This window comes from Burkholderia sp. CpTa8-5 (assembly GCF_017815045.1).
Taxonomy (GTDB): domain Bacteria; phylum Pseudomonadota; class Gammaproteobacteria; order Burkholderiales; family Burkholderiaceae; genus Burkholderia; species Burkholderia sola.
In genome coordinates this window covers 101,335-113,922 of the sequence record NZ_JAGIQD010000015.1, presented here as the reverse complement: position 1 = coordinate 113,922, position 12,588 = coordinate 101,335, and the positions used below count along the sequence as shown (strand labels likewise).

Genomic DNA, 12,588 nt, shown 5'->3' with positions numbered 1-12,588 from the left:
TATCTCAACACTTGAAGCGACTCGATGCAAGGAGGATTCAATGGCCAACCGTTTACGGGAGCGTGACGCACGCGCTTCGACACGAGGGTTGCCGCTTAGGTTCGCTCACTGGATGAAAGGTTTCGCGATCGTGCTTTCCCTGTCCGCGACCCACGCATTCGCGCAGCAATCGTCCGCCCCGGCCGACGGCGTCTACAACCTGCTCGTCGGCACCTATACGGGTGGCGGCAGCGACGGGATCTACGTTTATCGCTTCGATACCAAAACCGGCAGCGTCGCGCCGGTATCGTCGGCGAAGACCGTGAATCCGTCGTATCTGTTGCCGAGCCGCGACGGTCGCACCGTCTACGCGGTCAACGAACTCCCCGGCGACGACGGGCCCGCGACGCAGCGCGGCGGCGTCAGCGCGTTCCGCTTCGACGCGAAGACGGGCGCGCTGAGCTTCATCGAGCGCGTATCGTCGGAAGGGAACGACCCTTGCTATCTCGCGCTGTCGCCGGACGGCAAGTACCTCGTGACCGCCAACTACTCGGTCGCGGCCGACCCGGGCGGCAGCTTCGCGGTGTTTCCGCTGCGCGACGACGGCGCGGCCGGCCAGGCCGTGCTGGCGGTCCACCACGAAGGCACCGGGCCCGTGAAGGGCCGCCAGGACGGCGCGCACGTGCATTCGACGGTGTTTTCGCCGGACGGCCGCTACCTGTTCGTGCAGGATCTCGGCGCGGACAAGATCTACGGCTACCGCTACACGGTGGACGGCAGCCGCGGGCTGATCAGCCCGACCGACACGCGCTACACGCCGGTGAAGGCAGGCTCCGGCCCGCGTCACATGGTGTTCGGCGCGGACGGCCGCTTCGCGTACGTGACGAGCGAGCTCAACGCGTCGGTCGAGGTGTTCGGCTATCACGACGGCAAGCTGACGCCGGTCGAGACGGTGCCGATGACGGCGCCGGGCTTCAAGGGCAAGGTCGGCGGCGGCGCGATCCACCTGTCGCCGGACGGCCGCTTCCTGTACGCGAGCAACCGCGGCGACGCGAACGACCTGGTGATCTACGCGGTGAACCAGGCCGACGGCCGGTTGAAGCGCGTCGGCCGCCAGTCGAGCCTCGGCAAGACGCCGCGCGAATTCCTGATCGACCCGACCGGCAAGTGGCTGATCGTCGGCAACCAGGACAGCGATACGTTCTACGTGTTCAGCCGCGACGTCGAAACGGGGCAGCTCGGCGCGAATCCGCAGAAGGTCGCGGTCGGCAAGCCGGTCGACTTCAAGCTGGTGCCGGTCGCGCAGTAAATCGCGGCCGATTCCCGGTCGATGCAAGAAGGGCGCTGCCGATGCAGCGCCCTTCGTATTTGCGGCAGCCGCTTGCGCGGCGCGCGCCCGTATCGATGCCGGCGGCCGTGCTGCCGGCTTGCTCAGTCGGCCGCGGCCGGCACGAGCACCTCGCGGCTGCCGTTGATGCCCATCGCCGACACGAGGCCCGCGGCTTCCATCTGCTCGACGAGCCGCGCCGCGCGGTTGTAGCCGATGCGCAACTGACGCTGCACCGACGAGATCGACGCGCGCCGCGTGCGCACGACGAACGCGACGGCTTCGTCGTACAGCGGATCGGCTTCCGCATCCGGCGCATCGCCGAACAGGTCCTGCGTCGCGCCGTCGGCGGCCGGGCCGTCGAGAATCCCTTCCTCGTACTGCGGCTCGCCGAACTGCTTCAGGTACTCGACGATCCGGTGCACTTCCTCGTCGGCGACGAACGCGCCGTGCACGCGCTGCGGATAACCGGTGCCCGGCGGCAGGAACAGCATGTCGCCCATCCCGAGCAGCGACTCGGCGCCCATCTGGTCGAGGATCGTGCGCGAGTCGATCTTCGACGACACCTGGAACGCGACGCGCGTCGGGATGTTCGCCTTGATGAGGCCCGTGATCACGTCGACGGACGGCCGTTGCGTCGCGAGGATCAGGTGGATGCCGGCCGCGCGCGCCTTCTGCGCGAGGCGGGCGATCAGCTCCTCGATCTTCTTGCCGGCGACCATCATCAGGTCGGCCAGCTCGTCGATCACGACGACGATCAGCGGCAGCGTCGACAGCGGCTCCGGATCCTCGGGCGTCAGCGAGAACGGGTTGCCGATCTTCTTTTCCTTCGCCTCTGCGTCGCGGATCTTCTGGTTGAAGCCCGCGAGGTTGCGCACGCCGACGGCCGACATCAGCCGGTAGCGCTTCTCCATTTCGCCGACGCACCAGTTCAGCGCGTTCGCCGCGAGCTTCATGTCGGTGACGACCGGCGCGAGCAGGTGCGGGATGCCTTCGTAGACCGACAGCTCCAGCATCTTCGGGTCGATCATGATGAGCCGCACGTCTTCCGGCGTCGCCTTGTACAGCAGCGACAGGATCATCGCGTTGATCGCGACCGACTTGCCCGAACCCGTCGTGCCCGCCACGAGCATGTGCGGCGCCTTCGCGAGATCGGTGACGACCGGGTGGCCGGTGATGTCCTTGCCCATCGCGATCGTCAGTTGCGACGGCGAATGCTGGTACTGCCGCGATTCGAGGATCTCCGACAGGCGGATCATCTGGCGCTTCGCGTTCGGCAGTTCGAGACCCATGCAGGTCTTGCCGGGGATCGTCTCGACGACGCGGATCGACGTGAGGCCGAGGCCGCGCGACAGGTCCTTCATCAGCCCGACGATCTGGCTGCCGCGCACGCCGAGCGCGGGCTCGATCTCGAAGCGCGTGATCACGGGGCCGGCCGATGCGCCGACCACCGTCACCGGCACCTTGAATTCCTGCAGCCGCTGTTCGATCACTTGCGCGGTTTGCGCGAGGTGTTCCTCGGTGATCGTTTCGACGTCGTCGGACGCGGGCTCGAGCAGGTCGAGCGTCGGCAGTTCGACGTTGAACGACGCGGGCGCGTGGAATTCGAACGCGTTCGGGCGCGGCGGGCGGGCGGGGGGCGCGGCCGGGGCCGGTTCGGTCGTCTCGATTGCGTCGGTGGCCGGTGCGCCGATGGGCGGGATCGCGACGGGCGGCGGCGCGGAAATGACGGGTGCCGGCGTGGGCGGGAGGTTCGCGCCGGGGACGGTTGCCGCGGGCGGTGTGGCGGTCACGTCATGCGACACGGACCAGCTCGCCGACGAGGCGGCAGGCGCGGGCTGTGTCGTGAGCGTCGGGGTCGCGACTGCGGCAGGGACAGTCGCGATCGACGGCGCCTGCGTCGCGGTGGCCGCACCGATGGACGTCGGCGATCCGCCTGCAGCGGCGCCTGCGACTTGGTAAGCCGGCGTCGCGGCGGCCGTGGTCGTCGGCGCGATCGCGCTGAAGGACGGTGACGCCGGTGCGGACGCGGCTGGCGACGCGGGCAGGATTGCCGGCTGCGGCGTGCCTGCGCCCGATGAGCCGGATGGAGCGAAGGTCGTTGTACCGGTCGACGTGGTTGCCGTGTCGGCGGAAAACGTCGATGCCGGCGCGGAAGACGGCGCAGCGATGGGTGCGGACGTGAAAGTCGCCAGTGTCGCCGTGGCGGGCGCCGGTGTTGCAGGCGCTTGCGCAGTCGAACCGAACGTCGAACCCGACGCGCCGGTCGTCGACGGCGTCGCGGCGGGCGCATCGGTCGATCCGGGCGTCGAAGCGGGGGGAAGCGAACCGTAAGTCATGCCCGTGACACCGGCAGGCGATGCCGATGCGGCCGGTTGCGACGGCAAAGCGGACGCCGTGCCGGTCGCGCCGACCGGCGAAACGGCGGCGGCGGCGGGCGCGATGCTCGATGCGGGCGCAGTCGAGTCAGGCGCCGTGCTGACCTGCGGCGATGCGGCGACAGCCGCAGCCGTCGATGCTGCGGCAAACGGCTGGACCGCCGGCGCTTTCGGCAATTCCGCGGCGACGGTTGTCTGCGTCGCGGCAGGCTGCATCGTCGGCGCAGTCCAATATGTAGCGGCCGTCGCGCGTTGAGTGACGGCCGACAACGGTGCCGCGGGTTCCGCCTCGACCGGCTTGGCAGCTTCCGGTGCAGCGCGATCGATTGCAGGCGCCGGTTGTGCGTCGTCGTTGTCGTCGATATCGACGGACGCGGTCGGCTCGCTGATGCCGAGATCGCGAACGGCTGCAGCACCTGCTGGCGTGAAGGCTGAATGGGTGGACTCCGATCCCGCGCCGTGCGCCAGCGACTCGGCGATCGGGCTTTCGGTCGACACGTCGAGCGCAGAAGCTGCCGGGCTGACGACGTCTTCCCACGGCGCGAGGTCGATGGGCGCGTCGATCGACGGCGCGGTGGCCGCTTCGTCGACGTGACGGATCTCGTCGTCGGCACGATGCGAGAACGCGGCATCGTCGATGCCGGGATTCCACCGTGCGTTCGATTCAGCGTCATCGAATGCAGGAGTGGACAAATCGCCGACCGGAGCCTGCGCGATACCGGATTCCGCCGGCATGAAGGCGTCGAGCACGATCGGTGCGCCGTCGTCGTATGCGGGTGAGGTAGCGGATTCGGCCGGAACTTGGGCGTCCTGGGCTGCGACGCCGTGCGCCGCGGAGACGAACGCGTTCGACGCGGCTGCCGATGCCGATGCCGCGACGCTGCCCGCTGCCGCGGTTACGCCGGCCACGGCAGCGGCTGGGGCCGCCGCGTGCGTCGCATCGCCCGACTGCGCGCCGCCCAGCGTCGCCCATTGCGCGGTGCTGGCCTCGATCGAGCGCAGCGTGTCGTGAACGCTCGGCGCCGGCGTAATCGGCGCGGCCGGCTTCTCGTTCCACGCATAGAGCGGCGCGCGCGCCGGCGCGGGGGGCGCCGGGCGGCGTCGGGCCGCGTCCGGCGACAGGCCGGCTGCCGTCGTGCCCGCGACCGGGCGCACCGGCGGACGCTGCGTTTGCGGCTGCGTACCGGCCGGTCGTGGCGTGACCGTGGCGCGCGGCGCCGTCTGCGTCAGCGCGGCGGCGGCCGGTCGCGCGGCGGTCGGACGCGGCCGGACGGGTTCGAATCCGGCCGGCAGCGGCGCCGGCGCGGGGCGCGGCATTTGCGCGTTCGCCGCGGCGCGCGCGAGGCTGGCGGTGCTGCCGGTGGTCGGCGGCGGCATCGCGCTGGCCGGGATCGGCGCGGCCGGCGCAGGCGTGCGCTGCGGCGCGGTCGGCTTCAGCCAGCCCGACGGCGCGACGGGCTCCGCAAGCGGACGCGGTGGCGTCTTGCTGCGCGGCTTCGGTCGCGCCTGCGGGTCGGGTTTCCACACCGTCGGGCGCGAATACCGGCCGTTCTGGCGCGGCGCCATCGAGTTGACGGTGTGGGCGGTGGTCGGCTGTACGACGTCGTCGTCGCGATGCAGCGCGCTGCGCGGCAGGTCGGCGATCCCGCGCGCGTCGTCGTCGCCGCCGTCGCGCGACAGCTTGACGCCGAACGACGTGTCGACCCACGCGGCGAACTGCCGCCAGCCGATGCCGGTCAGCCAGGGCAAGCCGGCGAAGAACAGCACGACCATCGCGACCGGCGTGCCGATCGGGCCGAGCACGTGGGCGAAGCCGGCCGAGCACGCATGGCCGAGCGCGTTCGTGTCGGGGCCCGACAGCGGGCTCGTCAGCGTGACGCTTGAGACGAATACCGCGGCGAAGCCGAGCCACAGGCGGATCGAGCCGCGGCCGGCGAGCCCGGCGCCGCCGGGCAGCATCGCCTGCACGAGACGCCAGAAGAGAAGGAGGAACCAGACGGCGGAGATGCCGAACCAGCCGAAGACAACCGTGTGCATGCTTTGAAACAGGAGTGGGGAGGGGCGCGCGGGGCGCGACCCGCCGAGTTTAACCGGCCGGCGAACAAGACTCTAACGCGGCGTGATTCCGATTCACGCCGCGCGACGCACGTGGATCGCACATGCGCGTCGCGCGCCACGCGAAGGCGGTCGGTCGGCCTTCGCGCGCGCCGTGCATCAGGGGCTCCGGTGCGTGAACGTCAGTGTTGCGCCGGCCTGCGTCACGATCTGCAATTGCTGGGGCGCGCGCATCTGTACGCCGGTCTTCTCGATGTGGGCGAGCGCGTCGAGGTACGCGGATTCGAGCTGGCCGCCGAGCGTGTTCGGGCAGGCCATCCGCGTGCCGGCGAGCGGGCCGAAGCTCAGCAGGCCGTTCTTGATCGCGTAGGTGCCCATGTAGCGGTTGCAGCCAGAGAACCCGCTCGCGCGCCGGATGCCCGAGTCGGTCGACAGCGCGAGCCTGATCGGCTCGCCGTTGTCGCCGTGCGGGATCGCGCGTGGCGTGCCGTCGGCGTTCACCCAGCTGGTGAGTTCCCAGCTCGTGTCGTCGAGCAGCTGGACGGCGGCCGGGTTGTACGGGTCGGGCGCGGGGGCGGCGGAATCGGGATGGGTCGGCATCGCGCAGGCGGCGAGAAGCGTGGCAAGCGTCAACGCGCAGAGCGGCGCGCGCAACGGGCGAAGCAGGCCGGTGCGTGCGCGTGCGGCGGCAGACAGGTGGGACATGAGCCTCGTTCCTCTTCGGATTCTGATCAAGGCGTAAGAGTAACGCACCCGCCCCGCGGCAGGCGAGCCGACACTTCGCGTGCGAAAACGTTCGCGGGGCGCCCACGGGCCTCGCGCGATCGCGCGCGGGTGCGGCCCAACCGCCCAAACCGGCTCCGATGCCCGTGTTAACATCGAAGCCGTTTTCGTCCTCCAACAGAACCAGCGGGAAATCACATGCAGATCGGTCAGCGGCTCGGTACGCCGCTTTCACCCTCGGCCACGCGCGTCATGCTGCTCGGCGCGGGCGAGCTCGGCAAGGAAGTCATCATCGCGTTGCAGCGTCTCGGCGTCGAAGTCATCGCGGTCGATCGCTATCCGGACGCACCGGGCCACCAGGTCGCGCATCGCGCGCACGTGATCGACATGACGGACCCGGCCGCGCTGCGGGCCATCGTCGAAGCCGAGCGCCCGCACCTGATCGTCCCCGAAATCGAGGCGATCGCCACCGACGCGCTCGCGGCGATCGAGGCGTCCGGTCTCGCCGAGGTGATCCCGACCGCGCGCGCGACGCAGCTCACGATGAATCGCGAAGGGATCCGCCGGCTCGCGGCCGAGGAACTCGGCCTGCCGACTTCCCCGTATGCGTTCGCGGATTCGTTCGAGGCCTTCAGCGGGGCCGTCGCGAAGATCGGCATGCCGTGCGTCGTGAAGCCCGTGATGTCGTCGTCGGGCAAGGGGCAGTCGGTCGTGAAGACCGCCGCCGACGTGCAAGCCGCGTGGGACTACGCGATGGCGGGCGGGCGCGTGAACCACGGCCGCGTGATCGTCGAGGGCTTCGTCGATTTCGACTACGAGATCACGCAACTGACCGTGCGCGCGATCGACCCGGCGACGCTCGACACGCGCACCTACTTCTGCGAGCCGGTCGGCCACGTGCAAGTGGCGGGCGACTACGTCGAATCGTGGCAGCCGCAGCCGATGAGCGCGGCGGCGCTCGAGAAGTCGCGCGAGATCGCGCACAAGGTGACCGAGGCGCTCGGCGGGCGCGGGTTGTTCGGCGTCGAGCTGTTCGTGCGCGGCGATGACGTCTGGTTCTCCGAGGTGAGCCCGCGGCCGCACGATACGGGCCTCGTCACGCTCGCGTCGCAGCGCCAGTCGGAATTCGAGCTGCATGCGCGGGCGATTCTCGGGCTGCCGGTCGATCCGGCGCTCGGCACGCCGGCCGCGTCGGCGGTGATCTACGGCGGGCTCGACGAGCGCGGGATCGCGTTCGAAGGCGTGCGCGACGCGCTCGCGGTGCCGGGCGCGGACCTGCGCCTGTTCGGCAAGCCGGAGAGTTTTGCGAAGCGGCGCATGGGCGTCGCGCTGGCGACCGGCGCGACCGTCGACGAAGCCCGCGAACGCGCGAAGCGCGCGGCCGCGGCCGTGCGGCCCGTGTCGGCGCGTTGACGGAACGAGGAGACGACGATGGCGTCGAGGTGGTTGCGTATTGGAAAGCTGGGCGCCGCGCTGGCGCTCATCGCGAGTCTCGCGGGCTGCGGCCTCGCGGCCGCGCCGTGCCGGGTGGCGTCGGCCGGGCTCAAGATCGTGCCGCTCGTCGGCCATGTCGCCGCGGCGCCGACCGATGCGTGCGCGGACGTGATCGATCCGTGATTCCGGCGGCCGACGCGATTTCCCGCAGCCTGATAAACAATAACCGCGCGCCCGCCGATGGCGCGCTTCCACCCGTCTCGTGAGAGGACCTGCATGATTCGCCCAACCCTCGCCGCGCTTGCGCTCGCCGGCAGTGCCGTTTCCGTCGCGCATGCCGCGCAACTGACCGTCGAAGAGATCGACGCAGACGCGCGCCAGCCTACCGTCTACCAGTGCGCGAACCACAAGGCGCCGGTGCGTGTGTCGTACTGGCTCGCGGGCAACGGCCAGAGCTTCGCGCTCGTGCCGGTCGACGGCAAGCAGATGCTGTTCGTCGACACGGTGTCGGGGTCGGGCGCGCGCTACCAGGCCGGCCGCTATACGTGGTGGACGAAAGGCAAAGAAGCGACGCTGCGCGACGAGATCGCCGACCCGAAGTCGCCGCCGCTGCTGGGCGATTGCGTGCAGGTCGATAAGAAAAAGAAGAAGGGCTGAGCAGCGGGCGCGGAGCCTGTTCGCCCTGACCGGTTGCGCCGGGCTGAAGGCCCGTACGCGCGGCCGACGGCGGGCATCCCGATGCGAGATTGCGCGATCGAACCCCTGATATTTTTCATCCGCCGATACGGCTACGCCGATCGGCCAGCCGCTCGCCTCCGCAGGCCGGGGCAGGCCCGCCGCGCGAACCGCCGTCGCGACCGTTCGCGGCGTTGTCACGGACAGATGCCCGCACGGTGCTACAATACGGCCCTTTCCGCCGGCATTCGCGCCGAACGGAGTCCGTACGGCCTGGCGTCCAGCGTTCGCATTGAACCGGTCCCAAGCGCCAGAGCGGCGCCGCGCGGCGCGCCGCGGCTCCGTCTATTTCCGAATTGTGATGAGCGCAGGCCCCGGCCGGCCTGACGCACGATGTCCCCGCCGCGCCTTTTGAGCGAAACGCCACCATGTCCGATTCTGTCGCCAAGCCCGTCGACGCAACCTTCGATCAATTCGGCCTTGCCCCCGATATCCTGAAAGCCATTGTCGAGCAGGGCTATACGACGCCGACGCCGATCCAGGCGCAGGCCATTCCGGTCGTGCTCGCCGGCCGCGACGTCATGGGCGCCGCGCAAACGGGCACCGGCAAGACCGCGAGCTTCTCGCTGCCGATCATCCAGCGCCTGCTGCCGCAAGCGAACACGAGCGCGTCCCCGGCGCGCCACCCGGTGCGGGCGCTGATCCTCACGCCGACCCGCGAACTCGCCGACCAGGTCGCCGCGAACGTGCACGCGTATGCGAAGCACACGCCGCTGCGCAGCGCGGTGGTGTTCGGCGGCGTCGACATGAACCCGCAATCGGCCGAACTGCGCCGCGGCGTCGAGATCCTGATCGCGACGCCGGGCCGCCTGCTCGACCACGTGCAGCAGAAGACGGCGAACCTCGGCCAGGTGCAGATCCTCGTGCTCGACGAAGCCGACCGGATGCTCGACATGGGCTTCCTGCCCGATCTGCAGCGCATCCTGAATCTGCTGCCGAAGGAGCGCCAGACGCTGCTGTTCTCGGCCACGTTCTCGGGCGAAATCAAGAAGCTCGCATCGACCTACCTGCGTAACCCGCAGACGATCGAGGTCGCGCGCAGCAACTCGACGAACGCGAACGTCACGCAGATCGTCTACGACGTCGCGGAGGGCGACAAGCAGGCGGCCGTCGTGCAGTTGCTGCGCGATCGCGGCCTCAAGCAGGTGATCGTGTTCTGCAACAGCAAGATCGGCGCGAGCCGGCTCGCGCGCAATCTCGAGCGCGACGGCGTGGTCGCGTCGGCGATTCACGGCGACAAGACGCAGATCGAGCGGATGCAGGCGCTCGACGCGTTCAAGCGCGGCGAGATCGAAGCGCTGGTCGCGACCGACGTGGCCGCGCGCGGCCTCGACATCGCCGAGCTGCCGGCCGTGATCAACTTCGACCTGCCGTTCAGCGCGGAAGACTACGTGCACCGGATCGGCCGTACCGGCCGCGCGGGTGCGACGGGCGACGCGCTGTCGCTGTGCAGCCCGAACGAGCGCAAGCAGCTCGCCGATATCGAGAAGCTGATCAAGCGTCCGCTCGACGTGCAGACGCTCACGCTCGACAAGCCGGCGCGCCAGCGTCACGATGAACGTGGCGGCGAGCGCAATAGCGAGCGCGGTGGCGAACGAGGTGGCGAGCGCGGCGGTCGGCGCGATCGCGACGAGCATCGCGGTGCATCGGGTCGCCGGTCGGGCAGCACCGAGCGCGGCGGCCATCATCGCCGCCACGAAGCGCCGGTCGATGATTTCTTCCTGAAGCCGTACGAGCCGTCGGCGTCCGCGAAGCAGCCGGACGACGCGCAGCCCGCGCAGCAGCCGGAAAAGAAAGGGCCGAAGCGCCAGGTCGCCGCGCTGCTCGGCGGCTTCGGGATGCCGCGCAAGCCGTCGGCGTAAGCCGGGCGGAGCGCAGCGGCGGCGCGTCGGCGCTGCCGGACAAGCGGGTGCATGCGACGAGCATGTGCCCGTTTTTCATTGGGCGACGCGATCGGGGCGGGGCGTGCGCGCGGCCGCGAAAGCTTGCCGCGTGCGGGATTGGATATTTTGATGCGGTGTCGCAGCGGACGAGGTGCTCCGGCTTCCGTCACGCTTTCATGCGGTCGGATGCGCCGCTGACGGATGCCGGAACGCAGTCGCTACGGGCCGGTGTCGCGCAGGCGGTTCAACCGGCGCGCGGCCCGAAGCGACGTGCCCACGCGTCGGTCGCGGCCGCGTAGAACGCGTCGATCGTATGGCCCGGTAGATCGCCGCCTTCCGCCAGACCGAGATGCGCTGCCGCCGCCCGCAGCGCCGGCAGCGGATCGTGGCGCTCGAGCGCCGTCGCGCCCGTCTGCTTGCTGAGCTTTTCGCCGTTCGCATCGACGACGACCGGCACGTGCAGGTATGCGGGCGTCGGCACGCCGACGCAGCGCTGCAGATAGATCTGGCGCGCGGTCGAATCGAGCAGATCGGCGCCGCGCACGACGTGCGTGATACCGGCGTCGGCATCGTCGACGACGACCGCGAGCTGATACGCCCATTGGCCGTCCGCGCGTTTCAGCACGAAATCGCCGACTTCGGTCGCGAGGTTCTGCGATTGCGTGTGCTGCCAGCGGTCGTCGAACGTGACGACCGCGTCGCTGCCGTCCGGCACGCGCAGCCGCCATGCGCGTGCAGGCTTGCCGTGCAGGCCGGTGCGGCAGGTGCCCGGATACGCGAGCGTCGTGTGGCGTTCATGCGCGGCGCGCAGCGAATCGGCGATTTCCTTGCGCGTGCAGCCGCACGGATACACGCGCCCCGCCGCGACGAGCCGCTCGAGCGCGGTCGCGTAGGCCGCGTCGCGCGTACTCTGCCAGACGGGCGGTTCGTCGGGCGTCATCCCGAAATGCGCGAGCGTTGCGAGGATGTCGTCGGCTGCGCCGGGCACCGTGCGCGGGCCGTCGAGATCCTCGATGCGCACGAGCCAGATGCCGTCGTGCGCGCGTGCGTCGAGCCAGCTCGCGAGCGCGCCGACCAGTGAGCCGAAGTGCAGCGGCCCGGTGGGCGAGGGCGCGAAGCGGCCGCGATAGCCGGGGTTCATCGGCGGGGCGCGGTGAGACGGGGGGAGGCGCGCCGTTACGCGGCGCTGGCTGCCTGCGCGCAGGCCGGGCACGACTGGCCGGGCACGTAGCTCGGCGATCGTTGCGCTTCCGGCGTGACGACCGCGCGGCACGCGAAGCACGTGACGTTCTCGGTGGGCTGGAGTTGCGGATTCAGCGCGGTGCGGTAATCGAACACGAAGCAGTCGCCGTGATAGTGGGCGCCGCCGACTTCCTCGAAGTACTTCAGGATCCCGCCTTCGAGCTGGTACACGTTGTCGATGCCGATTTCCTTCATGTGGATCGCGGCTTTCTCGCAGCGGATGCCGCCGGTGCAGAACGACACGACCGTCTTGCCTTCGAGATCGGCGCGGTTCGCGTCGATCACTTCCGGGAATTCGCTGAACTTGTCGATCCGGTAGTCGAGCGCGTTGTCGAACGTGCCGACGTCGACTTCGAACGCGTTGCGCGTGTCGAGCATCACGACCGGGCGGCCCGTGTCGTCGTGGCCGCGGTCGAGCCACGTCTTCAGCGTGCGCGCATCGACGAACGGCGCGCGGCCGAGTTCCGGCTTGATCGCGGGCTTCTTCATCGTGATGATCTCGCGCTTCAGGCGCACGAGCATGCGGCGGAACGGCTGCGAGTCGGACAGGCTTTCCTTGAACTGCAGCGTCGCGAACTTGCCTTCGAACAGCGGATCGTGGCGGATGTACGCGATGAACGCGTTGGTGGCTTCGCGCGTGCCGGCGATGAACAGGTTGATGCCTTCCGGCGCGAGCAGGATCGTGCCGCGCAGGCCGAGTTCGTTGCAGCGGGCGGTGACGAGCGGACGCCATTGCTCGTTCGCGTCGAGCGACACGAAGTGGTAGGCGGCGAGGTTGACGATGGTCATGATGGTCCGACGGGAAAACGGCCGCACGGCGGCCCGCAAAAAA

Annotated in this window: 9 protein-coding genes; 5 read left to right on the top strand and 4 right to left on the bottom strand. The window is 69.9% G+C overall.

The annotated features are described in order from the left end of the window. Positions 1 to 40 precede the first annotated feature (40 nt). On the top strand, positions 41 to 1,288 hold the full coding sequence (locus J8I35_RS22495) for a lactonase family protein (RefSeq protein ID WP_209926933.1): 1,248 nt from the start codon (positions 41 to 43) through the stop codon (positions 1,286 to 1,288). A 122-nt stretch (positions 1,289 to 1,410) separates the two neighbouring features. On the opposite strand, the gene J8I35_RS22490 is transcribed toward J8I35_RS22495, so the two are convergent. Both J8I35_RS22490 and J8I35_RS22485 read right to left on the bottom strand, forming a co-directional pair. Beyond that, the gene (locus J8I35_RS22490) at positions 1,411 to 5,721 is read right to left on the bottom strand and encodes a DNA translocase FtsK (RefSeq protein WP_209926931.1); all 4,311 of its coding nucleotides are present in this window, start codon (positions 5,719 to 5,721) and stop codon (positions 1,411 to 1,413) included. A 177-nt stretch (positions 5,722 to 5,898) separates the two neighbouring features. Then, entirely contained in the window at positions 5,899 to 6,444 is a 546-nt protein-coding gene (locus J8I35_RS22485; RefSeq protein WP_050016347.1) for an META domain-containing protein, read from the bottom strand. Positions 6,445 to 6,660: 216 nt separating this feature from the next. On the opposite strand from J8I35_RS22485, the gene purT reads away from it, so the two are divergent. The 4 genes from purT (at position 6,661) to J8I35_RS22465 (ending at position 10,493) form a co-directional block, all read left to right on the top strand. Further along, positions 6,661 to 7,875 carry a formate-dependent phosphoribosylglycinamide formyltransferase gene (purT, locus tag J8I35_RS22480; protein ID WP_050016349.1) on the top strand — a complete coding sequence of 405 codons (1,215 nt, stop codon included), beginning with the start codon at positions 6,661 to 6,663 and terminating at the stop codon, positions 7,873 to 7,875. 18 nt (positions 7,876 to 7,893) lie between these two features. Then, positions 7,894 to 8,079, top strand: coding sequence for a DUF6726 family protein (locus tag J8I35_RS22475; protein ID WP_050016351.1), 186 nt, complete (start codon positions 7,894 to 7,896; stop codon positions 8,077 to 8,079). A 93-nt stretch (positions 8,080 to 8,172) separates the two neighbouring features. After that, positions 8,173 to 8,553, top strand: a complete 381-nt coding sequence (locus tag J8I35_RS22470) for an MliC family protein (protein ID WP_124637629.1) — start codon at positions 8,173 to 8,175, stop codon at positions 8,551 to 8,553. 446 nt (positions 8,554 to 8,999) lie between these two features. Then, the gene (locus J8I35_RS22465; RefSeq protein WP_209926929.1) at positions 9,000 to 10,493 is read left to right on the top strand and encodes a DEAD/DEAH box helicase; all 1,494 of its coding nucleotides are present in this window, start codon (positions 9,000 to 9,002) and stop codon (positions 10,491 to 10,493) included. A gap of 265 nt (positions 10,494 to 10,758) precedes the next feature. On the opposite strand, the gene gluQRS is transcribed toward J8I35_RS22465, so the two are convergent. Continuing rightward, a complete protein-coding gene (gene gluQRS / locus J8I35_RS22460; protein WP_209926927.1) occupies positions 10,759 to 11,655 on the bottom strand; it encodes a tRNA glutamyl-Q(34) synthetase GluQRS in 897 nt (298 codons plus the stop codon). A gap of 35 nt (positions 11,656 to 11,690) precedes the next feature. Then, a complete protein-coding gene (locus tag J8I35_RS22455; protein WP_209926926.1) occupies positions 11,691 to 12,545 on the bottom strand; it encodes a sulfurtransferase in 855 nt (284 codons plus the stop codon). Between the last annotated feature and the right edge of the window lie 43 nt (positions 12,546 to 12,588).

Bases quoted from the DNA above. Each gene is read 5' to 3' on its own strand.
- purT (WP_050016349.1), top strand. From the start codon at position 6,661: ATGCAGATCGGTCAGCGGCTCGGTACGCCGCTTTCACCCTCGGCCACG.
- J8I35_RS22475 (WP_050016351.1), top strand. From the start codon at position 7,894: ATGGCGTCGAGGTGGTTGCGTATTGGAAAGCTGGGCGCCGCGCTGGCG.
- J8I35_RS22485 (WP_050016347.1), bottom strand. From the start codon at position 6,444: ATGTCCCACCTGTCTGCCGCCGCACGCGCACGCACCGGCCTGCTTCGC.
- J8I35_RS22470 (WP_124637629.1), top strand. From the start codon at position 8,173: ATGATTCGCCCAACCCTCGCCGCGCTTGCGCTCGCCGGCAGTGCCGTT.
- J8I35_RS22455 (WP_209926926.1), bottom strand. From the start codon at position 12,545: ATGACCATCGTCAACCTCGCCGCCTACCACTTCGTGTCGCTCGACGCG.
- J8I35_RS22490 (WP_209926931.1), bottom strand. From the start codon at position 5,721: ATGCACACGGTTGTCTTCGGCTGGTTCGGCATCTCCGCCGTCTGGTTC.
- J8I35_RS22495 (WP_209926933.1), top strand. From the start codon at position 41: ATGGCCAACCGTTTACGGGAGCGTGACGCACGCGCTTCGACACGAGGG.
- gluQRS (WP_209926927.1), bottom strand. From the start codon at position 11,655: ATGAACCCCGGCTATCGCGGCCGCTTCGCGCCCTCGCCCACCGGGCCG.
- J8I35_RS22465 (WP_209926929.1), top strand. From the start codon at position 9,000: ATGTCCGATTCTGTCGCCAAGCCCGTCGACGCAACCTTCGATCAATTC.